Genomic DNA, 22,360 nt, shown 5'->3' on the forward strand with positions numbered 1-22,360 from the left:
ATCAGTCAGCCAGCTCCAGAATACGCGCCACTAGCTGCGGGAAACTGTATCCCGCCTGCTTCGCCGCCATGGGTACCAGACTGTGGCTGGTCATGCCTGGTGAGGTATTCACTTCCAACAGCTGGAAATTGCCCTCGCCGTCAGCCATAACGTCCACACGTCCCCAGCCGCTGCAACCCAACGCGCGCCAGGCTGCCCACACCAGCGTCTGCAATTCTGCTTCCTGCTCAGCGCTTAAACCGCTCGGACAGAAGTACTCAGTATCGTCAGAAATGTATTTAGCTTCATAGTCATAGAACTCGCTGGCGGTTTTAATTCTGATTGAAGGCAGAATTTGCTCACCTACGATGCCCACGGTGTACTCGGCGCCGCTGAGAAACGCTTCAATCAGCACGTCGTTATCGTGACGAAATGCCTCTTCCAGCGCGGCAGGTAGTGCGTCCGCATGATTCACACGGCTGATGCCAACGCTGGAACCTTCACAGCTTGGCTTCACAAACAGCGGTAAACCCAGCGCCTGAACGGCGGCGGTGGTATCTGCATCTAAACCTTGCTGATATTGCTGACGCGTCAGCCAGACAAATTTGCCTGAAGGTAATCCCCTGCCCTGCCACAACAATTTGCTGCGCAGTTTGTCCATGGTGATCGCCGAGGCCATTACGCCACTGCCGGTATAAGGGAGCTGCAAGAACTCCAGCACCGCTTGCAAGGTGCCGTCTTCACCACCGCGACCGTGCAGCGCAATAAACGCTTTCGCAAAGCCTTGCTGTTTTAGCTTCAGTACCGACACATCACGCGTATCGACAGCATGCGCATCAATACCCATTTCACGCAGTCCGGCCAGCACCGCCGCACCTGACATCAGCGAGACTTCACGTTCGGCCGAGGTGCCGCCCATCAATACTGCGACCTTCTCAGTCATGACGCGCCTCCATTTTTACCGCAGGCTGCAGGGCGTTTTCCGCCAGCTTACGTGCAATCTTGCCGATGTTGCCTGCGCCCTGAACGATCACCAGGTCATCACCTGACAGCAACGGGGCCAATGCATCTGGTAAGGCATCATGCTCAGAGACCAGAATCGGGTCCACCTTGCCACGGTTACGAATCGCGCGGCACAGGGAGCGGCTATCGGCGCCCGGAATGGCGGCTTCACCGGCCGGATAAACATCCAGCATCAGCAGCACATCCACCTGCGACAGCACGTTAGCGAAATCATCAAACAGGTCACGCGTACGCGTGTAACGATGTGGCTGGAATACCATCACCAGTTTCTTCTCAGGCCAGCCGGCACGTGCGGCTTTGATGGTGACATCCACTTCGGTTGGATGATGGCCGTAATCATCGACCAGCATCGCGCTGCCCGGGTTGCCATTGACGGCGGCGGTATCAAACTCGCCCAGTACATCAAAGCGGCGTCCGGTGCCCTGGAAGCTCTCCAGCGCGGCCAGAATCGCGTTATCTTCAATCCCCTCTTCGCTGGCCACCGCCACCGCCGCCGCCGCGTTCAATGCGTTATGACGGCCAGGCGCATTCAGCGTGACGTTCAGCACTGGCTTGTCCTGACGGATCAGCGTGAAGTGCCCCTGTGCGCCACGCTGCTCGTAATTTTCAATACGCACGTCAGCGTCATCGCTGAAGCCGTAAGTTGTGACCTGACGGCCTACACGTGGAATCAGGTCACGAATCACCGCGTCATCCACACACATCACCGCGCGTCCGTAGAATGGCAGGTTGTGCAGGAAGTTAATGAACGTCTGCTTCAGATTCTCGAAATCGCCCTGATAAGTGTCCATGTGATCCGCTTCGATGTTGGTCACAATCGCCACCATCGGCTGCAGATGCAGGAAGGACGCATCGCTTTCGTCCGCTTCGGCGATCAGGTAACGGCTGCTGCCAAGGCGCGCATGTGTACCTGCAGCTTTAACCAATCCACCGTTAACGAAAGTTGGATCCAGGCCGCCTTCGGCATAAATACTGGTCACCATCGCGGTAGTGGTGGTTTTGCCGTGCGTTCCGGCAACCGCAATGCCGTGACGGAAACGCATAAGTTCCGCCAACATTTCCGCACGACGAATCACAGGAATACGCTGCTCACGCGCGGCCACTAATTCCGGGTTATCTTGCGCTACGGCCGTTGAGACCACGACGACACTCGCATCGGTCACGTTTTCTGGACGATGGTTGAAGTAAATCGTTGCGCCCAGCGAGGCCAAATGCTGCGTCACGGGGTTTGGCGCCAAATCAGAACCGCTGATGTGATAACCTTCGTTCGCCAACACCTCGGCAATACCGCCCATGCCAGCACCACCGATGCCAACAAAGTGAATGTGCCGGACGCGACGCATCTCGGGCACAATAGAACGCAGTTTTGCCAATTGTTGTGTATTCATCTGTTTCAATTACCTGTTTTTCCCGTTTGTACCCGCTTAAGGTACGGGCCAAATCAACTGGCCGATTAATTTACTTCGCGACGCGCGCCACTTCATTTGCAACCCGCTCGGTTGCATCCGGAATCGCCACCTGACGGGCTTTTTCTGCCATCGCCAGTAATGTGGTGCGATCCCAGTGACGCAGCGTGTCCGCTACAACAGACGCAGTAAACTGCGGCTGCTCGAAAATTTTGGCCGCGCCCGCCTTTTCCAACGGCAGCGCATTCCAGTACTGCTGACGATCTTTGTGCTGAAACGGCACGAAGATCGCCGGTAAACCTGCGGCAGCCACTTCGCTAACCGTCAAAGCCCCGGAACGGCACACCACCACATCCGCCCACGCGTAGGCTTCTGCCATGTCATCAATAAATTCGGTGACTTTATGTTGCGGCTGGCCAGCTGCACGATAAGCCTGCTGCACGGTTTCCAGCCCGCCTTTGCCGGTTTGATGCCAAACCGTAATGGCTTCACCCAATTCCGCAGCCACCTGTGGCACGGTCTGATTGAGGATGCGTGCGCCCTGGCTGCCACCGACCACCAGCACGCGAATCGGGCCGAAACGTCCACTCAGCCGCTCTGCCGGTAACGGCAGGGCTAGCACATCGGTACGCACCGGATTCCCCACCACTTCAGCCGTTGGGAATGCGCCCGGAAATGCCTGCATCACTTTGGTAGCGATTTTCGCCAGCCACTTATTGGTCAGCCCGGCAATGCCGTTCTGCTCATGCAGCACCACCGGAATGCCGCAGCTCCACGCGGCCAATCCGCCGGGACCCGAAACGTAACCGCCCATGCCCAGCACCACATCCGGTTGCCAGCTCTTCATAATGCGACGCGCCTGGCGCCACGCATTAAAGATGCGCACCGGTGCCAAAAGCTGCGCTTTCACACCTTTGCCGCGCAAACCGCTGATGCGGATAAAATCAATTTCGATACCGTTTTTCGGCACCAAATCCGCTTCCATACGGTCAGCGGTTCCGAGCCAGCGCACCTGCCAGCCCTGTTCCATCAGGTGATGGGCAACGGCCAGACCGGGGAACACGTGTCCGCCAGTACCGCCTGCCATGACCATCAGCCGTTTGCCACTCATCGAGCACCTCGGGTAAACGCCTGCGCTTTTGCCAGACGCGTTTCATAATCTATGCGTAATAAAAACACGATGGCGGTCGACATGATGATCAGACTCGAACCACCGTAACTGATCAGCGGCAGCGTCAGACCTTTGGTGGGCAGCATACCGGCTGCCGCACCGACATTAACCAGCGCCTGGAAGCTGAACCACACGCCAATTGAGCAAGCGAGGAAGCCTGAGAAGCGCTGATCGATCTCCAGAGCACGGCGACCAATCGACATCGCGCGAAAAGCGACGAAGAATACCATCAACAGCGCTAAAACCACACCGACATAACCCAACTCTTCACCGATGATGGAGAAGATAAAGTCGGTATGGGCTTCTGGCAGATATTCCAGTTTCTGTACCGAGTTGCCTAAACCCTGGCCCCAAAACTCACCGCGACCAAAAGCCATTAAGGATTGCGTCAGCTGATAGCCGCTACCAAAGGGATCTTCCCATGGATTCCAGAAAGAAGTGACGCGACGCATACGGTAAGGCTCAGCGATGATCAGCAGCACCACAGCAAAAATGCCGGAGCCGATAATCGCCAGGAACTGCCACATTTTCGCACCGGCGAGGAACAGCATCGCCAGCGTGGTAACAAACAGCACCACCACGGTGCCGAGGTCCGGCTGTGCCAGCAGAAGTACCGCCAGCACCACCATTACGCCCATTGGTTTACAGAAACCCCAGAAGTTATTGCGCACTTCTTCCACTTTGCGCACCAGATAGCTGGCGAGATAGCAGAACAGCGTTAACTTCGAAAGCTCGGCTGGCTGAATACGCAGCGGGCCAAGGGCAATCCAGCGAGATGCGCCGTTAACGGAGCTGCCGACAACTAATACAATCAGCAGCATGACGACCGAAACCATCAGCATCACGTTGCTATAGCGCTGCCAGAAATCCATTGGGACACGTAATGTCACCAGCGCCATACCGAATGCCAGGGCGATATAAAATGCATCACGCTTGGCAAAATAGAAGGGATCTTCGTTCAGGCGCTGGCCTACTGGCATTGACGCCGATGTCACCATAACAAAACCGATCAGCGCCAAACCAAAGGTCAACCACAGTAGCGTTCGGTCATACAGCACCACCGGCGCATCATCGTTATCACGCGCGCCCATCACCCAATCGCGTAAGCGAAGTGACAGATAGCTGGCTATACCGGAACCAGGAATACGCATCAGCTCAGCTCCTTCGCCAGTTGCGCGAACCGATCGCCACGCTGTTCAAAATTACGAAACTGATCGAGGCTGGCGCAAGCCGGTGACAACAGCACCATGTCGCCAGGTTTCACCTGAGCGGCGATCTGAATCATCGCCTGCTGCATAGTCTCGGTGCGCGTTGCGATTTCCGGGCGGAGATCCGCTAACGCGTCGCCATCGCGGCCAAAGCAGAACAGCTTCACGTTGTCGCCTTGCAGATAACGCGCCAGCGGGCTGAAATCAGCCGATTTACCATCACCGCCCAGCAGCAGCCATAGCGTACCTTTCACCTGCAGGCCATTCAGTGCCGCTTCGGTGCTACCCACGTTGGTGGCTTTGGAATCGTTAATCCAGCGCACACCGTTAGCTTCATGTACCAGCTGGAAGCGATGCGCCAGGCCAGAGAAGGTGGTGAGGGCTTTTAAACTGGAGGCACGCGGAATATTTACCGCATCGGCCAATGCTAACGCAGCCAGCGCGTTGGTGTAGTTATGCTGACCTACCAGCGTCATCTCATCGGTATTCAGAACCTTTTCACCCTTCACTCGCAGCCAGGTACTGCCCTGCTGCTGATTGAGATGATAATCGCCAAGGTTGATACCAAAGCTCACACAGCGCTGATCGACGCCGCGTACCGGCATGGTCATGCCATCGTCGGCATTGACCACGCAGACGCTGGCGTTTTCGTAAATGCGCAGCTTGGCTGCACGATATTGCTGCATGCCCAGCGGATAGCGATCCATATGATCTTCAGTAAGATTGAGGATCGTTGCCGCCGCCGCTTTCAGGCTATGCGTGGTTTCCAGCTGGAAGCTGGAAAGTTCTAATACATATAGCTGAGCCGGTGATTTCAGTAGTGTCAGCGCGGGTAAACCGATATTGCCGCCCACGCCCACCTGCCAACCTGCCGCGCGAGCCATCTCGCCCACCAAGGTAGTTACGGTACTTTTGCCGTTGGAACCGGTAATCGCCACAATCGGTGCCTGGGCTTCACGGCAGAACAGCTCAATATCGCCGATGACCTCAATCCCGGCATCCGCTGCTTCGCTTAAGGCAGGATGAGCCAGCGCGATGCCAGGGCTGGCGATAATCAAATCAGACGCCAGCAGCCAATCGCTATTGATACCGCCAACATAGCGCTCCACCGAGGCTGGCAGTTTTTCCAGTCCCGGCGGCGAGACACGGGTATCCATCACGCGTGGCGTTACGCCTTGCGCGAGGAAGAAATCAACACAGGAGAGGCCAGTGATGCCTAATCCAATGATGACGACTTTTCTGCCCCGATAGTCAGCCATGATTAACGTACCTTCAGCGTTGCCAGGCCAATCAGCACCAGCATCAGCGAAATAATCCAGAAGCGCACGATGACGCGCGGCTCCGGCCAGCCTTTCAATTCATAGTGATGATGAATTGGCGCCATGCGGAAAATGCGTTGGCCGCGCAGCTTGAACGATCCCACCTGCAGAATCACCGACAGCGTTTCCACGACAAACACGCCGCCCATAATTACCAGCAGGAATTCCTGACGCAGCAGCACCGCGATGGTGCCAAGCGCGCCACCCAGCGCCAATGAGCCGACATCGCCCATAAACACCTGCGCTGGATAAGTGTTGAACCACAAAAATCCGAGGCCTGCCCCGACAATCGCGGTGCAGACAATCACCAATTCACCGGCGTGCCGTAAATACGGAATATGCAGATACTCAGCAAATTTAACGTTGCCGGTCGCCCAGGCCACCAGCGCGAAGCCAGCTGCCACAAATACGGTTGGCATAATCGCCAGGCCATCAAGGCCATCCGTTAAGTTAACGGCGTTACCCGTACCGACAATCACGAAATACGCCAGCACTACGTAGAACAAACCCAGCTGCGGCATAACATCTTTAAAGAACGGCACCACCAGCTGTGTGGCTGGCGTATCTTTGCCAGCGATAAACAGCGCAAACGCGACGGCCAGAGAAATCACTGACATCCAGAAGTACTTCCAGCGCGCGATCAGGCCTTTGGTATCTTTACGCACCACTTTGCGGTAGTCATCCACAAAGCCGATGATGCCAAAGCCAACCAGCACCACTAGCACGCACCAGACATAAGGATTGGACGGGTACGCCCACATCAGCACCGAAATGGTGATGGAGGTGAGGATCATCACGCCGCCCATGGTGGGCGTGCCGCGCTTGCTGAAGTGCGATTCTGGGCCATCGTTACGTACCACCTGGCCAATCTGCAGTTTCTGCAGCCAGGCAATCAGGCGTGGACCCATCCACAGAGAAATGAACAGAGCGGTCAGCAGGCTGACAATGGCGCGAAACGTCAGATACGAGAAGACGTTAAAGCCGGAATAAAATGCGACCAGATGTTCGGCCAGCCAGACTAGCATGTTCCTTTCTCCTGTAAGCTCTGTACTACCTGCTCCATGGCGGCACTACGTGAACCTTTAACCAAAATAGTGATGTCCTGATGTTCGGACAGCAATGTGCGTAAACGTTCAGTCAACGCGGCTTTAGTGGCGAAATGCTCGCCTTTACCGTTACTTTCGCCAATCAGCTGGCTGAGCGTTCCGGTGCTTAATACGCAATCAATGCCTGCGGTTCTCGCTGCGTCGCCCACCTGACGGTGACACAGCTCCGCTTCATCACCCAGCTCTGCCATATCGCCCACTACCATCACGCGGAATCCAGGCATATCACCCAGTACCTGCGCCGCGGCCGTCATCGAACCGACGTTGGCGTTATAGCTGTCATCCAACAGTAATTGATTGGCCGCCAGACGAATCGGGTACAGGCGTCCAGGAACCGGCTGCAACGTTTTTAGCCCGCTCTGAATTGCCGTCAGTGGTGCATCTACCGACAGCGCCAGCGCTGCTGCGGCTAACGCATTGGCGATGTTATGACGCCCGGGCAGCGGCAGCTCAACCGCAATATCGCCGCGCGGTGTATGCATGGTGAACAGTGTGGCATCCGCACGCAGAATAATTTCACTGGCACGAAACTCAGCATCAGCCATCGGCTGCGGTGAGAAGCGCCACAAGGTTTTATCCACGAACTGAGATTGCCAGTGGGCAAGGTCGTTGCTGTCGGCGTTGACGATCGCGGTGCCGTGAACCGGCAGTCCACCAAAAATTTCGCCTTTTGCTTTGGCTACGCCCGCCAGCGAACCGAAGCCTTCCAGATGCGCCGCCGCAAGATTATTCACTAGCGCCGTTTCCGGACGCACTAAATCAGTGGTGTAGGCAATTTCACCCTGGTGGTTGGCACCCAGCTCAATCACCGCGTAAGCATGCTCTTTGGTGAGACGCAGCAGCGTCATTGGCACACCAAAATCGTTATTCAGATTGCCTGCGGTGTAGAGCGTTTCACCGCATTGGCGCAGAATCGCGGCGGTCATCTCTTTAACGGAGGTTTTACCGGATGAACCTGTCAGCGCTACGACACGTGCGTTCGCCTGCTGACGTACCCACGCAGCGAGCTGTCCAAAGGCAATGCGCGTATCAGCCACGACCACCTGCGGCACTGTAGACGGCAACAGTTTGCTGACCAGCAGCGCCTGCGCACCGTTGGTAATTGCATCATTGGCGAAATCATGGGCATCGAAACGTTCACCGACCAGCGCCACAAACAGGCTGCCGGCGGTGACTTTACGCGTATCGGTGGTGACATCGGCGACGGTTAAATCCGCACCGTGCAGTTTACCGCCGCTGATATTGGCCAGGGTTTGCAGAGAAACGGGGATCATGCCATCACCCCCAACAAACGGGCGACGGTGTCACGATCCGAATAATCTAAGCGGCGGTTACCAATGATTTGATAATCTTCGTGGCCTTTTCCGGCCACTAGCACGATGTCATCCGCGCGGGCTTGCATGACGGCGTTGGTCACCGCTTGCGCACGCCCTGCGACTACGCGTGCGCGGCCTGGATCGAGCAGCCCAGTGAGAATGTCATTCACAATGGACATCGGCTCTTCGCTGCGCGGATTATCGTCGGTGATCACCACGATGTCGGAGAATTGCTCAGCAATTGCACCCATCAATGGGCGTTTGCCTTTATCACGATCGCCACCGCAGCCAAACACGCACCAAAGCTGACCTTTACAGTGCAGACGCGCGGCTTCCAACGCTTTCTCCAGCGCATCCGGCGTGTGAGCGTAATCGACAACAACCGTAGGTTTTTCTGGTGCGGTGAAGACTTCCATGCGACCACAAACCGGTAACAACTGTGGCGCAGTCGCTACCAACGCATCGAGCGGATAATCCAGCGTCAGCAATGTCGCCAGCGCCAGCAGCAAATTGCTGACGTTGAAAGCGCCCATCAGGCGGCTATCAAACTCACCGTCGCCCCAGCTGGAGCTGAATTGAATATGTGCGCCACCATCGTGGTAATCCACCGCCGTGGCTTTGAGCCAGCGGCCATGGCAGCCAGATTGCAGATTATTTTCCATAGTCACCGCTACGGCATCCGGCAATTTTGCCAGCCAGCGACGTCCTACTTCATCATCGGCATTGATAATGGCTTCGGCCACCTGATGCTCAGAGAACAGTAGCCATTTGGCAGATTCGTAGCCCTGCATATCACCATGATAATCAAGGTGATCGCGGCTTAGATTGGTAAATACCGCCGCGGCAAACGGCAGCGCTGCGACGCGGTGCTGCACCAAACCGTGTGAAGACACTTCCATTGCTGTCAGGGTTGCGCCCTGCCCGACCAAATCATTCAGAACGTGTTGCACATCTACCGCGGAACCGGTGGTGTTTTCAGTTGCCACCAGTTGACCGTAAAGACCATTGCCCACCGTGCCCATCACTGCGCCAGTTTCACCCAGCAGATTGGCCCACTGCGCCATCAGTTGTGTGGTGGTGGTTTTACCGTTGGTGCCGGTCACACCAATTAATTTCAGTTTGCTCGCAGGCTGCTGATAAAAGCGTCCGGCCAGTGCAGAGAGACGCTGCTGTAACTGCGCCAGATAAATAACCGGGACGCCATGCATCTCGCGGATATCTCCATCGCTGGCTTCGCCTTCGGCCTCGGCAATGACTGCCGCCACGCCTTGTGCGATAGCCTGCGGAATAAAACGACGTCCATCAGCATGATGGCCCGCCACGGCGATAAACAGATCGCCAGAAGCCGCCGCGCGGCTGTCTAGTGTCATGTCACGGAGTGGACGCGCCGGCGCACCCGGCACCCACGGGGCCAGTAAGTCGCGCAGGTTACGATCTGTCACTTGATTCCTCACTTCTATTCTTCACCAACTCGTTCTTATCAACCGTTGGCAGCGCATCAGGTTCAATGTTCATGGTACGTAACACGCCGCCCATGATGGCGCCAAACACCGGTGCTGAAACCGCACCACCATAATATTTACCGGCCTGTGGATCGTTGATAACCACAACCAACGCAAAACGAGGATGACTGGCAGGCGCAACGCCTGCGGTATAAGCAATGTATTTATTGACGTAACGACCATCCGGTCCCACCTTTTTGGCGGTACCGGTTTTAATGGCAATGCGATAGCCTTTGATGGCGGCTTTGACGCCGCCGCCGCCTGGCAACGCCACGCTTTCCATCATATGCATCACCGTTCTCACCAGGTCTTCCTGGAAAACGCGTTCACCCGCTACCGGCGGGTCAACTTTGGTGATCGACAGCGGGCGGTTAATGCCATAGCTGCCAATGGTTGCGTAGACTCGCGCTAACTGTAACGGCGTTACCATTAGCCCGTAGCCGAAAGAGAAGGTGGCCCTCTCTATGTCAGACCACCGTTGTTTTTGAGGGTATAAGCCACTGCTTTCCCCGACCAGCCCCAAATTGGTCGGTTTACCCAGGCCAAAGCGCGCATAAGTATCTACAAGCGCTGAGGAGGGCATCGCTAACGCCAAACGTGAAACCCCGACGTTACTCGACTTCTGTAAAACCCCGGTAAGGGTTAATTCGCTGTAGCGCGCCACGTCTTTGATCTCATGACCATTCACGCGGTACGGCACGGTATTTAGGACGCTATTTTCTTTCACCACGCCACGCTGTAAAGCCGTCATCACCACCATCGGTTTCACGGTGGAACCCGGTTCGAAAATATCGGTGATGGCGCGGTTACGCATGACATCTTTCGGCGTGTTGCTGAGATTATTCGGGTTATAAGCGGGGCTATTTGCCATTGCCAGCACTTCACCGGTGTTCACATCCACCAGCACCGCAGTGCCCGACTCCGCTTTGTTGAAGGCCACGGCGTTATTCAGTTCGCGGTAAACCAGCGCTTGTAGACGTTCATCAATGCTCAGCGTCAGGTTATGTGCCGCACGGCTATCAACCGAGGAGATATCTTCGATTACGCGGCCGTTGCGGTCTTTACGCACAGTACGTTCGCCTGGTGCGCCAGTCAGCCATTTGTCGAAGCTCTTTTCGATGCCTTCGATGCCCTGGCCATCGATGTTGGTGAAACCAATCAGGTGCGCGGTAACCTGGCCCGCGGGATAATAACGACGCGACTCTTCACGCAGATAAATGCCCGGCAGTTTAAGTTTTTTTACGTACTCGCCAATCGCTGGATTTACCTGACGCGCCAGATATACAAAGCGTCCTTTTGGGTTGGCGTTAACTCGGGATGCGAGCTGATCCAGTGGAATCGATAAGGCATCAGACAGGGCTTTCCAGCGACCATCCAGTGATACACCGCCGTGCTCATGAAGCTCTTTGGGATCGGCCCAGATCGCATTTACCGGCACGCTTACCGCCAGCGGACGTCCCGCTCGATCGCTGATCATGCCGCGCGCTGTGGGCACCGCCTGAACGCGCAGCGAACGTAAATCGCCCTCTTTAACCAGTTTATCGGGGTTGATCACCTGCAGCCACGCTACGCGCGACAGCAGTCCGCCCAGCGCCAGTAAAATGCAACCGCACAGTAACGCAAAACGCCAGCTTACAAAGCTGGCCTTATCTTCTTGTTTTTTTAACTTCAGCGTTTTGCCTGCGCCACTCATTGAGTTCTGCGATTCCTTATTTCTGCACCACAATATTTTCCTGTGAAGGATCAACATGCTGCATTTGCAGTTTATCGGTTGCTATCCGCTCTACCCGGCTATGATCGCCGAGCGCGTTTTCTTCAAGAATCAGGTTGCGCCATTCGATATCAAGCGCGTCACGCTCCAGCACCAGCTGTTCACGTTGCGCCGTCAGCAGACGCGTTTTATGCGTAGTCGTCACAACCAAGACTGAGGAGACCAGCACGGCCACCAACAGCAGCACCGGTATCTTGCCAAATCGCAGCAGGTCCCCCCCGATGACGCCCGGTAAGCTATGGCGCTCGTTGCCGATCATGACGCGGTTCGCTCCGCGATACGCAATACCGAACTGCGCGCTCGTGGGTTTTCGTTCACTTCGGCTTCGCCGGGGATCAGCTTGCCAAGCGTTTTCAATTCACGGCCGCCCAAGGCTTTAAGCTGCGCTTCAGTCATTGGGATCCCGGCCGGCACCTGCGGACCACGGCTCTGATCGCGCATAAAACGCTTCACTAAGCGATCTTCCAGCGAATGGAAACTGATGATCGATAATCTACCGCCGGGAGCAAGAACTGATAATGCGCCCTTCAACGCGGTATCGATCTCTTCCAGCTCGCTGTTGATCCAGATACGAATCGCCTGGAAGGTACGCGTCGCCGGATGCTTGAACTTGTCTTTCACCGGCATTGCCGCAGCGATAACCGTGGCCAGTTCTTTGGTGCGCGTCATTGGCTGTTCACGATTGCGCTCAACGATGGCGCGCGCGATACGTTTACCAAAACGCTCTTCACCGTAGGTTTTAATCACGAAGGCGATATCGGCCTCTTCAGCGCTCATTAGCCACTCTGCTGCCGACTGCCCACGCGTGGGGTCCATGCGCATATCCAGTGGTCCATCACGCATGAAGGAGAAGCCACGTTCGGCATCATCCAGCTGCGGTGAAGAGACGCCAAGATCAAGCAAAACGCCATCGATCTTGCCCGTCAGCCCGCGTGCTTCGACATACTCCGCCAGCGCCGAAAATGGCCCATGAACGATCGAAAAACGGGGATCTTTTATCTCAGCGGCTGCGGCTATCGCTTGCGGATCGCGATCAATCGCTATCAATTGCCCTTTCTCGCCAAGCTGCGAAAGGATTAAGCGCGAGTGACCGCCGCGACCAAAAGTGCCGTCAATATAAATGCCGTCTTCCCTGATATTGAGGCCGTTAACCGCCTCATCCAGCAGCACTGTGGTGTGTTTAAAATTTTCCTGCATAGCTATAGCGACAAGTCCTGCAACCGCTCAGATAAAGGCTCCTGAGCCGACTGTTCTGTGTCAATATCATCCTTAACTTGTTGATACCAGGTCTGTTCATCCCACAGCTCAAACTTGTTGAACTGTCCAACCAGCATCACTTCTTTGCTCAGGCCTGCATGTTGTCGCAGCGTATTCGCCAACAACAAACGGCCCGCATTATCCATCTGACACTCACTAGCATGTCCTAACAGCAATCGCTGCACGCGACGCTCGCTGGGATTCATGCTGGATAAGCGAGAGAGCTTTTTCTCAATAATTTCCCATTCGGGCAGGGTATAAAGCAGCAGGCATGGCTGGTGGAGGTCAATGGTGCATACCATTTGCCCCTGAGACTCTGCGACAAGCAATTCACGATAGCGTGTTGGTACTGCTAATCGTCCTTTGCTGTCGAGATTGACTAACGTTGCTCCACGGAACATGCCAGCCTTACCCCTCAATCACCCGTTTTCACCACTTTATCCCACTTTTTACCACGAAACGAGTTTACGGAGCCGATGAAATCCTTGTCAAGCCGCAACGGCAAGTGAATATCACTATTTACATCGCGTGAAATTAATCCGGGAGGGAATAAAAGGGTAATAAGTAGAGAAATAAAAAATTAACCTGATGAATAGTTGAATAAATTTTTTCGCAATGTGAAAAGTGGCGAAAAATAAAACGCTGTCAGGCAAAAATATATTTGCCCCGTAATATGCGACAGCGGCTGCATTTTAGGGGATTTCTGAAAGGAAGCCCAGCACCATCACAACAGCTCTGCTAGCAGCTACTGCTGAATATGTAAACAAATACGAAAAGTCAGTGGGGATAAATTGTTAGATAGGGTGGCGATAATTTACGCTTTTTTACGCCTGGCGCATTTGAGCAAAATAGTTGTGAAGATAATAAAGCGCGGGCAGAGAACTGCCCACACTTTCATTTAGTGCGACGACTTAATTGTCCGCGGCGGAATAAATTACGGCGAATGCGCGTTAAACCCGGCTTCGGTTTCCGCGGCTCATCTAATGAGGCTAATACCAGCTCAAGAACTCTTTCCGCAACATCGCGGTGACGCTGCCCCACTGCCAGGACCGGGCATTCCAGGAAATCCAACAGTTCGTGGTCACCAAAGGTGGCAATCGCCAGATCGGTGGGTAAACGACCATCGCGCTTGAGCGTGATATCCATCACCCCTTGTAACAGGCCAAATGAGGTTGTGAATAGTGCGTCCGGCATCGGATGATCTTCGAGGTACTTTTCAAACAGCGTTGCCGCCGCAGCACGATCGAAGCTATTGCAGTAGATGTAATCGATTGGTCGCGCGTCATCCTTCCACGCATCGCGAAAGCCCAATTCACGCAAAAAACTGACCGACAGCTCCGGCAGCGCGCCAAGGAACAGCACATTTTTAACCGGAAGCTGACGCAATTCAGCGGCCAGCATCTGCGCATCATCCTGATCGGCACCCACAACACTGGTGAAGTGCTCACGGTCCAGCGCGCGGTCCAGCGCGATAATTGGCAAAGGATCGTTAATCCAGCGCTGATAGAACGGATGCTCAGGCGGCAGCGAGGTGGAAACAATGATGGCGTCCACCTGGCGCTGCAATAGATGCTCGATACAGCGCATTTCGTTATCTGGCTGATCTTCCGAGCAGGCAATCAACAGTTGATAACCACGTTGACGCGCCTGACGCTCAAGATAGTTAGCGATACGCGTATAACTGGTATTTTCCAAATCAGGGATCACCAGGCCAATTGAGCGCGTGCGTCCGGCGCGAAGGCCTGCCGCGACGGCATTGGGGTGATAATTGTGTTCACGCACCACCGCCATGACTTTCTCGACGGTTTTTTCGCTGACACGATACTGCCGCGCTTTGCCATTGATTACGTAGCTGGCGGTGGTGCGCGACACGCCTGCCAGGCGCGCAATTTCATCCAGTTTCACGATGACACCTTAATTCTGATAAGCCAGCGCTGGCGAAAATATCCGCAGAGTAGCTAAGGATAAAACATTTGTAACATCTAACCGCAGAAAAGTACGCTGAGCAACCGCTTTTCTCCAGCATCTTGCCGAAGCGCATAAAATAAAAAAACCCGGCATTTCGCCGGGTTAGCACAGAATATGATGGTTACGGTGCGTTATTAGCGCATAACGCGATCGCCACGTGATACGCCAACGATTCCTGAACGTGCCACTTCAACAATTTCCGCCACGTCACGAACCGTGTTGAGAAACGCGTCGAGTTTATCGCTCGTTCCCGCTAGCTGAACCGTGTAAAGCGTTGGTGTGACGTCAATAATCTGCCCACGGAAAATCTCCGCACTGCGTTTCACCTCTTCACGACCGTAGCCGCTAGCCTGAATTTTCACCAGCATGATTTCGCGTTCAACATAGGCGCCCTGCCCCAGCTCGCTGACACGTAACACGTCAACCAGCTTGTGCAATTGCTTTTCGATCTGCTCCAGCACTTTCGCATCGCCAACCGTTTGGATGGTCATACGCGATAGCGTGGGGTCATCGGTGGGCGCCACGGTAAGACTTTCGATGTTATAGCCGCGTTGCGAGAAAAGCCCCACTACGCGGGACAATGCGCCGGATTCGTTTTCCAGCAGAACCGATAAAATACGACGCATAATTAAGTCCTCTCCGTTTTGCTCAACCACATCTCATCCATCGAACCACCGCGAATCTGCATCGGGTAAACGTGCTCGCTGCCGTCAATATTCACATCAACAAACACCAGACGCCCTTTCGCCAATGTATCCAGCGCCAGCTGCAGCTTCTCTTCCAGCTCAGCAGGATGATGAATCGCGATACCCACATGACCGTACGCTTCCGCCAGACGAACGAAGTCCGGTAGCGACTGCATGTAAGACTGAGAGTGGCGACCAGAGTAAATCATGTCCTGCCACTGCTTAACCATGCCGAGGAAGCCGTTGTTAAGGTTCAGCACCAGCACCGGCAAATCGTACTGCAGCGCAGTAGAGAGTTCCTGAATGTTCATCTGGATACTGCCATCGCCGGTCACGCAAATAACCGTTTCATCCGGCAGCGCCATCTTCACGCCCAGCGCAGCAGGCAGGCCGAAGCCCATGGTGCCCAGGCCGCCGGAGTTGATCCAACGACGTGGTTTGTCGAATTGGTAATAAAGCGCAGCGAACATCTGATGCTGGCCCACGTCGGAGGTGACGTAAGCTTCGCCTTTCGTCAGACGACAGATGGTTTCGATGACCGCCTGCGGTTTAATTTTGTCGCTGCTGCGATCAAATTCCAGGCATTTACGACTGCGCCAGCCTTCAATGGTTTGCCACCAATCGCGCAGGCTATCAAGCTCCTGCTTCGCATCGCTTTGTGCCAACAGTTCAAGCATTTGCGCCAGCGTCTGTTTCGCATCACCGACAATTGGAATATCTGCGCTGACGGTTTTTGAAATCGAGGTTGGATCAACGTCGATATGCATGATGGTGGCATTCGGGCAGTACTTCGCCAGGTTGTTGGTGGTGCGATCGTCGAAACGCACGCCAATCCCGAAAATCAGGTCAGCGTTATGCATGGTCATGTTAGCTTCGTAGGTGCCGTGCATACCAAGCATGCCAACGCTCTGACGATGTGTGCCGGGGAATACACCCAAGCCCATCAGCGACATGGTTACCGGTATATTGAGTTGCTCAGCCAGCTGCAGCAGCTCAGCTTCACAGCCGGACATAATCGCACCGCCGCCCGCGTAAATCACCGGCTTATGCGCCGCCAGCAATGTTTGCAGTGCGCGCTTAATCTGGCCTTTATGGCCCTGAATCGTTGGATTGTAAGAGCGCATGCTCACGGTTTCCGGCCAGACGTAAGGCAATTTATTAGCCGGATTGAGGATATCTTTTGGTAGATCGATAACCACCGGGCCCGGACGACCGCTCGCCGCCAGCCAGAAGGCCTTTTTCAGCACGGTTGGAATCTCTTCGGTGCTTTTTACCAGGAAGCTGTGCTTCACCACCGGGCGGGAGATGCCGACCATGTCGCACTCCTGGAACGCATCGTAGCCGATGAGCGAAGAAGGCACCTGACCCGACAGAATCACCATCGGGATAGAGTCCATATAGGCGGTTGCAATGCCGGTAATGGCATTGGTGGCGCCAGGACCCGAAGTTACCAGCACTACGCCCACTTCGCCGGTGGCGCGCGCCAGGCCATCGGCCATGTGCACCGCGCCTTGTTCATGACGGACCAATACGTGGTCAATTCCACCGACCGTTTGCAGTGCATCGTAAATATCGAGCACCGCTCCGCCCGGATAGCCGAATACCTGCTTAACGCCCTGATCGATTAACGAACGGACGACCATTTCGGCTCCTGACAACATCTCCATTTTCTGCCTCCAGGCTTGAGGGACTGAATCCACTGACGTTCGCGTTTCCCGCACGCCACTGATATCCGGCCCCCGCATACCAATTAAGATCAAAACCTTATGTTTATGCTCAGAAGACGGCGTTCATTTCCGCCTTCCAGGTACAGGGAATCTACTTGAGTTAATTCTTCTGAGAGTAGGTCGATTACCATAACCGCAGACAACCCGGCCTGCAAACGCCAGCACGCCACCTCACGTTCGATCCGGCAATAAAGGCACTGATGCGTGATTATCGCCTGCGAGGATTAAACTAATGCTTTGTCATAACCTCAGAGGAAAATGCTGGATTGGAGATTATTTGCAGCGTGATATAAGAAATATGATTTTCATATTACCTGGCCACTCAGGCCACAATCTTTTGGGATAATTACTTTCTGGCGTGATTAACTGGAAAATGCTTCGCTCACATCATATTCCTCTAAACAACAAGCTTTGTCCTGTTTTTACCACATCTTGCCCCAATCATTTAAAACGTTAAATAACAACAATTTAAAATAAATTCTATTTTATAAACGTTTGTTTAAGCTGCGGACTCTGCTTATCCAGCCGCTAATTAATGGCATTGCTCTGCTCAGCCGAAAAATCGCAGCACATCACCCTTTTGACTGCGCTAAAATACCCTTGCACTTGAGGTTGACTTCACTCGTCAATTCCAGTACCAATATGTGCAGCACACAATTTACGAGGTTTGAGTCATGTTTCATTCTTTCCGCCTACTCGGTCTACTACTAAACGCATCCAGTTTGCGCGGTAGACTCGTGGGCGGAATCAATAACTGATTCGAACCTGCAGAAGTTTAAGAAACCCGCGCCAATGCGCGGGTTTTTTTATGCTCGTAGCACCGGCAAAGTTAATGCAAAAGGAAGATTACGATGAGCCAGCAAGTTATTATTTTCGATACCACTCTGCGTGACGGCGAACAGGCTTTACAGGCTAGCCTGAGTGTTAAAGAAAAACTGCAGATCGCTCTGGCGTTGGAACGTATGGGCGTGGATGTGATGGAAGTGGGCTTCCCCGTTTCCTCCCCAGGTGATTTCGAATCCGTACAAACCATCGCTCGTACCATTAAAAACAGCCGTGTCTGCGGACTGGCACGCTGCGTTGAGAAGGACATTGACGCCGCATATGAATCATTGCGTGTTGCTGAAGCGTTCCGTATTCACACCTTCATCGCCACTTCGCCGATGCACATCGCCACCAAATTGCGCAGCACATTGCCAGAAGTGATTGAACGCGCAGTACACATGATTAAACGCGCCCGCAACTATACCGACGACGTTGAGTTCTCGTGTGAAGATGGCGGCCGTACGCCAATCGACGATCTGTGCCGCATGGTTGAAGCCGCTATTCATGCCGGTGCAACCACTATCAACATTCCGGATACCGTGGGCTACACCTTACCTGGCGAATACGCCAACATCATCGGCCAATTGGTAGCACGCGTGCCGAACATCGATAAAGCCATCCTGTCTGTTCATACCCATGACGATTTGGGTATGGCGACCGGCAATGCTATCGCCGCAGTGTTAGCAGGTGCACGTCAGGTTGAAGGAACCTTAAATGGTCTGGGTGAGCGCGCCGGTAACTGCGCGCTGGAAGAAGTGATTATGGCGATTAAAACCCGTCAGCAGATCATGAATGTGCACACCAACATCAATCATCAGGAAATCTACCGCACCAGCCAAACCGTTAGCCAAATCTGCAACATGCCAATTCCCGCTAACAAAGCGGTGGTCGGCTCCAACGCCTTCGCCCACTCCTCGGGCATTCATCAGGATGGCGTGCTGAAGAATCGTGAAAACTACGAAATCCTGACGCCAGAATCTATCGGCCTGCATAAAATCCAGCTGAATCTGACCTCACGATCTGGTCGTGCTGCGGTAAAACACCGCATGGAAGAGATGGGCTACAAAGAGTCTGATTACAATCTGGATACCTTATATGACGCCTTCCTGAAGCTGGCTGATAAGAAAGGTCAGGTCTTTGATTACGATCTGGAAGCCTTAGCCTTCATTAACAAACAGAACGAAGAGCCAGAGTATTTCCAGCTGAACGAATTCAACGTGCAGACCGGCTCCAGCGTTACCGCTACCGCATCTGTGCAATTGGGCTGCGGTGAAGAGACGAAGTCGGATGCCGCCACCGGTAATGGCCCAGTGGATGCGGTTTATCAAGCCATCAACCGCATCACCGGCTTTGAAGCCGAACTGATGAATTACAAGTTGACCGCGAAAGGCCACGGCGAGAACGCGCTGGGTCAGGTTGATATCGTGGTCAATTACAACGGTCGTAAATTCCACGGCGTGGGTCTGGCGACCGATATCGTCGAATCCTCTGCTAAAGCGATGGTGAACGCGTTGAACAACATTTGGCGTGCTAAGCAGGTGGAAAAAGAATTGCAGCGTAAATTTAAAGATCAGAAGGAAACGGTGTAACTATGTCTAAGTCTTCTCATATCGCGGTATTGCCAGGCGACGGAATTGGTCCGGAAGTGATGGCGCAGGCCATGAAAGTTCTCGATGCCATTCGTACGCGTTTCGATATGCGTATCACCACCAGCGAATATGATGTTGGCGGTATCGCCATCGATCGTCACGGCGAACCGCTGCCACCGGCTACCGTTGCTGGCGCAGAACAAGCCGATGCGATTCTGTTCGGCTCAGTAGGTGGGCCCAAATGGGAGCATCTGCCGCCTGCCCAGCAGCCAGAGCGCGGCGCGTTGCTGCCGCTGCGGAAGCACTTCAAGCTGTTCAGCAACCTGCGTCCGGCTGCGCTGTATAAAGGTCTTGAAGCCTTCTGTCCGCTGCGCAGCGATATCGCCGAGCGCGGTTTCGATATCCTGTGCGTGCGTGAACTGACCGGCGGCATCTATTTTGGCCAACCGAAAGGCCGCGAAGGCAGCGGTCCGCACGAGCGCGCTTTCGATACCGAGGTGTATCACCGTTTCGAAATTGAGCGCATTGCCCGCATCGCCTTTGAATCTGCCCGCAAACGTCGCAACATCGTCACCTCTATCGATAAAGCCAACGTGTTGCAGACGTCAGTCATGTGGCGCGAGATTGTCAACGAAGTGGCAAAAGATTACCCGGATGTGCAGTTGAGCCATATGTACATCGATAACGCCACCATGCAGCTGATTAAAGATCCCTCACAGTTTGACGTGCTGCTCTGTTCTAACCTGTTCGGTGACATCCTGTCTGACGAATGCGCGATGATCACCGGTTCCATGGGCTTGCTGCCTTCCGCCAGCCTGAATGAAGAGGGTTTCGGCCTGTTTGAACCCGCAGGCGGCTCCGCACCGGATATCGCCGGTCAGAACATCGCCAACCCGATTGCGCAGATTCTGTCGCTGTCGCTGCTGCTGCGTTATAGCCTGAATGCGGATGACGCCGCTGCTAGCATTGAACGCGCCGTGAGCCGCGCGTTGGAAGCGGGTTATCGCACCCGTGATTTGGCCGGTGACGGCAAAGCCGTGAGCACCGATGAGATGGGCAGCATCATTGCCGGGTTTATCGCCGAGGAAAAATAATAAAATGAAAAACTTATACCAGAAGTTATTTGATGCACATGTCGTCCACGAAGCGCCTAAAGAAACCCCGTTACTGTATATCGATCGTCATCTGATTCATGAAGTAACGTCACCGCAGGCCTTTGATGGTCTGCGCGCGCACGGCCGCAAAGTGCGCCAGCCGTCGAAAACCTTCGCCACCATGGATCACAACGTTTCCACTCAGACCAAAGATATCAATGCGTCTGGCGAAATGGCGCGTATTCAGATGCAAGAGCTGATTAAGAACTGTGCTGAGTTCGGCATTCAGCTGTATGACCTGAATCACCCGTTCCAGGGCATTGTGCACGTCATTGGGCCAGAACAAGGCATGACGCTGCCGGGCATGACCATCGTCTGCGGCGACTCTCACACCGCCACCCACGGTGCGTTCGGTTCGCTGGCGTTCGGGATCGGCACCTCGGAAGTTGAGCATGTCTTCGCCACGCAAACCCTGAAACAGGGTCGCGCGAAAACCATGAAAATTGAAGTGCTGGGCAAGGCTGCACCGGGCATTACCGCCAAAGATATCGTGTTGGCGATCATTGGCAAAACCGGCAGCGCCGGTGGTACCGGTCACGTCGTTGAATTCTGTGGCCCCGCGATCGAAGCGCTGAGCATGGAAGGCCGCATGACGCTGTGTAACATGGCGATTGAAATGGGTGCCAAAGCGGGTCTGGTCGCGCCGGATGACACCACGTTCAATTACCTGCAAGACAAGCAGTTCGCACCAAAAGGCGAACAGTGGGATCAAGCGGTGGCTTACTGGCGCACGCTGAAATCCGATGAAGGTGCCACATTCGATACTATCGTTACCCTGCATGCGGAAGATATCGCACCGCAGGTCACCTGGGGCACCAATCCAGGCCAGGTGATGGCGGTGGATCAAGCCATCCCGAATCCACAATCCTTTGCCGATCCGGTGGAGCGCGCCTCCGCAGAGAAAGCACTGGCTTATATGGATCTGCAACCTGGTATCAAACTGACCGACGTAGCGATCGATAAAGTGTTTATCGGCTCCTGCACTAACTCACGTATTGAAGATCTGCGCGCGGCGGCCGCGATTGCTAAAGGTCGCAAAGTGGCACCAGGCGTTGTAGCAATGGTGGTGCCGGGCTCAGGTCCGGTGAAGGCCCAAGCCGAAGCCGAAGGCCTGGATAAAATCTTCCTCGAAGCCGGTTTTGAATGGCGTTTGCCGGGATGCTCTATGTGTCTGGCAATGAACAACGACCGCCTGAATCCGGGTGAGCGCTGCGCATCAACCAGCAACCGCAACTTTGAAGGTCGTCAGGGCCGCGGTGGACGCACTCACCTGGTAAGCCCGGCGATGGCTGCGGCGGCTGCCGTAACCGGTCGCTTTGCCGACATTCGTGAATTGACTCAGGGAGCTTAAAC

The 22,360-nt window shown here is 54.5% G+C and carries 19 protein-coding genes; 4 read left to right on the forward strand and 15 right to left on the reverse strand.

All coding sequences use genetic code 11. From position 1 onward, the window contains the following. Position 1: 1 nt before the first annotated feature. The 15 genes from CRO19_RS05430 to ilvI all read right to left on the reverse strand — a co-directional run bounded on the left by CRO19_RS05430 (position 2) and on the right by ilvI (position 17,379). Positions 2 to 922: a D-alanine--D-alanine ligase gene (locus CRO19_RS05430; protein ID WP_097094935.1), complete on the reverse strand. Its 921-nt coding sequence runs from the start codon at positions 920 to 922 to the stop codon at positions 2 to 4. After that, positions 915 to 2,390, reverse strand: coding sequence for a UDP-N-acetylmuramate--L-alanine ligase (murC, locus tag CRO19_RS05435; RefSeq protein WP_097094936.1), 1,476 nt, complete (start codon positions 2,388 to 2,390; stop codon positions 915 to 917). The genes CRO19_RS05430 and murC overlap by 8 nt, the downstream gene beginning before the upstream one ends. 70 nt (positions 2,391 to 2,460) lie before the next feature. Then, positions 2,461 to 3,519 carry an undecaprenyldiphospho-muramoylpentapeptide beta-N-acetylglucosaminyltransferase gene (gene murG, locus CRO19_RS05440; protein WP_097094937.1) on the reverse strand — a complete coding sequence of 353 codons (1,059 nt, stop codon included), beginning with the start codon at positions 3,517 to 3,519 and terminating at the stop codon, positions 2,461 to 2,463. Beyond that, positions 3,516 to 4,730 (reverse strand): cell division protein FtsW, encoded by a 1,215-nt coding sequence (gene ftsW, locus CRO19_RS05445; RefSeq protein WP_097094938.1) that lies wholly within the window; start codon positions 4,728 to 4,730, stop codon positions 3,516 to 3,518. Before ftsW ends, murG begins: the two co-directional genes overlap by 4 nt. After that, a complete protein-coding gene (murD, locus tag CRO19_RS05450) occupies positions 4,730 to 6,046 on the reverse strand; it encodes a UDP-N-acetylmuramoyl-L-alanine--D-glutamate ligase (protein WP_097094939.1) in 1,317 nt (438 codons plus the stop codon). The genes ftsW and murD overlap by 1 nt, the downstream gene beginning before the upstream one ends. Positions 6,047 to 6,048: 2 nt before the next feature. Further along, positions 6,049 to 7,131, reverse strand: coding sequence for a phospho-N-acetylmuramoyl-pentapeptide-transferase (mraY, locus tag CRO19_RS05455; RefSeq protein ID WP_097094940.1), 1,083 nt, complete (start codon positions 7,129 to 7,131; stop codon positions 6,049 to 6,051). Then, positions 7,125 to 8,486 carry a UDP-N-acetylmuramoyl-tripeptide--D-alanyl-D-alanine ligase gene (gene murF, locus CRO19_RS05460; RefSeq protein WP_097094941.1) on the reverse strand — a complete coding sequence of 454 codons (1,362 nt, stop codon included), beginning with the start codon at positions 8,484 to 8,486 and terminating at the stop codon, positions 7,125 to 7,127. The genes mraY and murF overlap by 7 nt, the downstream gene beginning before the upstream one ends. Then, entirely contained in the window at positions 8,483 to 9,970 is a 1,488-nt protein-coding gene (gene murE, locus CRO19_RS05465) for a UDP-N-acetylmuramoyl-L-alanyl-D-glutamate--2,6-diaminopimelate ligase (protein ID WP_097094942.1), read from the reverse strand. The genes murF and murE overlap by 4 nt, the downstream gene beginning before the upstream one ends. Next, the gene (gene ftsI, locus CRO19_RS05470) at positions 9,957 to 11,723 is read right to left on the reverse strand and encodes a peptidoglycan DD-transpeptidase PBP3 (protein ID WP_097094943.1); all 1,767 of its coding nucleotides are present in this window, start codon (positions 11,721 to 11,723) and stop codon (positions 9,957 to 9,959) included. The genes murE and ftsI overlap by 14 nt, the downstream gene beginning before the upstream one ends. A gap of 16 nt (positions 11,724 to 11,739) precedes the next feature. Next, the gene (gene ftsL / locus CRO19_RS05475; protein WP_097094944.1) at positions 11,740 to 12,060 is read right to left on the reverse strand and encodes a cell division protein FtsL; all 321 of its coding nucleotides are present in this window, start codon (positions 12,058 to 12,060) and stop codon (positions 11,740 to 11,742) included. Then, on the reverse strand, positions 12,057 to 12,998 hold the full coding sequence (rsmH, locus tag CRO19_RS05480; RefSeq protein WP_097094945.1) for a 16S rRNA (cytosine(1402)-N(4))-methyltransferase RsmH: 942 nt from the start codon (positions 12,996 to 12,998) through the stop codon (positions 12,057 to 12,059). Before rsmH ends, ftsL begins: the two co-directional genes overlap by 4 nt. 2 nt (positions 12,999 to 13,000) lie before the next feature. Further along, positions 13,001 to 13,459 (reverse strand): division/cell wall cluster transcriptional repressor MraZ, encoded by a 459-nt coding sequence (gene mraZ, locus CRO19_RS05485; protein ID WP_097094946.1) that lies wholly within the window; start codon positions 13,457 to 13,459, stop codon positions 13,001 to 13,003. A 493-nt stretch (positions 13,460 to 13,952) separates the two neighbouring features. After that, complete coding sequence (gene cra / locus CRO19_RS05490) at positions 13,953 to 14,963, reverse strand: catabolite repressor/activator (protein ID WP_097094947.1); 1,011 nt, start codon at positions 14,961 to 14,963, stop codon at positions 13,953 to 13,955. 197 nt (positions 14,964 to 15,160) lie between these two features. Beyond that, on the reverse strand, positions 15,161 to 15,652 hold the full coding sequence (gene ilvN / locus CRO19_RS05495) for an acetolactate synthase small subunit (protein WP_007885011.1): 492 nt from the start codon (positions 15,650 to 15,652) through the stop codon (positions 15,161 to 15,163). Between the two features lie 2 nt (positions 15,653 to 15,654). After that, the gene (gene ilvI / locus CRO19_RS05500; protein WP_097094948.1) at positions 15,655 to 17,379 is read right to left on the reverse strand and encodes an acetolactate synthase 3 large subunit; all 1,725 of its coding nucleotides are present in this window, start codon (positions 17,377 to 17,379) and stop codon (positions 15,655 to 15,657) included. A gap of 734 nt (positions 17,380 to 18,113) precedes the next feature. Here ilvI and leuL point away from each other — a divergent pair. The 4 genes from leuL to leuC all read left to right on the forward strand — a co-directional run bounded on the left by leuL (position 18,114) and on the right by leuC (position 22,358). Further along, entirely contained in the window at positions 18,114 to 18,197 is an 84-nt protein-coding gene (gene leuL / locus CRO19_RS26430; protein ID WP_099686952.1) for a leu operon leader peptide, read from the forward strand. A gap of 93 nt (positions 18,198 to 18,290) precedes the next feature. Further along, positions 18,291 to 19,853: a 2-isopropylmalate synthase gene (gene leuA, locus CRO19_RS05505; protein ID WP_097094949.1), complete on the forward strand. Its 1,563-nt coding sequence runs from the start codon at positions 18,291 to 18,293 to the stop codon at positions 19,851 to 19,853. 2 nt (positions 19,854 to 19,855) lie between these two features. Beyond that, positions 19,856 to 20,947, forward strand: a complete 1,092-nt coding sequence (gene leuB, locus CRO19_RS05510) for a 3-isopropylmalate dehydrogenase (protein WP_007885003.1) — start codon at positions 19,856 to 19,858, stop codon at positions 20,945 to 20,947. A 4-nt stretch (positions 20,948 to 20,951) separates the two neighbouring features. Further along, entirely contained in the window at positions 20,952 to 22,358 is a 1,407-nt protein-coding gene (gene leuC, locus CRO19_RS05515; RefSeq protein ID WP_097094950.1) for a 3-isopropylmalate dehydratase large subunit, read from the forward strand. The last annotated feature ends 2 nt before the right edge of the window (positions 22,359 to 22,360 follow it).

The sequence above is a fragment of the Candidatus Pantoea floridensis genome, assembly GCF_900215435.1.
GTDB classification, from domain to species: domain Bacteria; phylum Pseudomonadota; class Gammaproteobacteria; order Enterobacterales; family Enterobacteriaceae; genus Pantoea; species Pantoea floridensis.

Bases quoted from the DNA above. Each gene is read 5' to 3' on its own strand.
- ilvI (WP_097094948.1), bottom strand. From the start codon at position 17,379: ATGGAGATGTTGTCAGGAGCCGAAATGGTCGTCCGTTCGTTAATCGAT.
- leuL (WP_099686952.1), top strand. From the start codon at position 18,114: ATGTTTCATTCTTTCCGCCTACTCGGTCTACTACTAAACGCATCCAGT.
- ilvN (WP_007885011.1), bottom strand. From the start codon at position 15,652: ATGCGTCGTATTTTATCGGTTCTGCTGGAAAACGAATCCGGCGCATTG.
- leuA (WP_097094949.1), top strand. From the start codon at position 18,291: ATGAGCCAGCAAGTTATTATTTTCGATACCACTCTGCGTGACGGCGAA.
- ftsW (WP_097094938.1), bottom strand. From the start codon at position 4,730: ATGCGTATTCCTGGTTCCGGTATAGCCAGCTATCTGTCACTTCGCTTA.
- ftsI (WP_097094943.1), bottom strand. From the start codon at position 11,723: ATGAGTGGCGCAGGCAAAACGCTGAAGTTAAAAAAACAAGAAGATAAG.
- murF (WP_097094941.1), bottom strand. From the start codon at position 8,486: ATGATCCCCGTTTCTCTGCAAACCCTGGCCAATATCAGCGGCGGTAAA.
- mraZ (WP_097094946.1), bottom strand. From the start codon at position 13,459: ATGTTCCGTGGAGCAACGTTAGTCAATCTCGACAGCAAAGGACGATTA.
- leuC (WP_097094950.1), top strand. From the start codon at position 20,952: ATGAAAAACTTATACCAGAAGTTATTTGATGCACATGTCGTCCACGAA.
- ftsL (WP_097094944.1), bottom strand. From the start codon at position 12,060: ATGATCGGCAACGAGCGCCATAGCTTACCGGGCGTCATCGGGGGGGAC.
- murC (WP_097094936.1), bottom strand. From the start codon at position 2,390: ATGAATACACAACAATTGGCAAAACTGCGTTCTATTGTGCCCGAGATG.
- mraY (WP_097094940.1), bottom strand. From the start codon at position 7,131: ATGCTAGTCTGGCTGGCCGAACATCTGGTCGCATTTTATTCCGGCTTT.
- murD (WP_097094939.1), bottom strand. From the start codon at position 6,046: ATGGCTGACTATCGGGGCAGAAAAGTCGTCATCATTGGATTAGGCATC.
- rsmH (WP_097094945.1), bottom strand. From the start codon at position 12,998: ATGCAGGAAAATTTTAAACACACCACAGTGCTGCTGGATGAGGCGGTT.
- CRO19_RS05430 (WP_097094935.1), bottom strand. From the start codon at position 922: ATGACTGAGAAGGTCGCAGTATTGATGGGCGGCACCTCGGCCGAACGT.
- murG (WP_097094937.1), bottom strand. From the start codon at position 3,519: ATGAGTGGCAAACGGCTGATGGTCATGGCAGGCGGTACTGGCGGACAC.
- leuB (WP_007885003.1), top strand. From the start codon at position 19,856: ATGTCTAAGTCTTCTCATATCGCGGTATTGCCAGGCGACGGAATTGGT.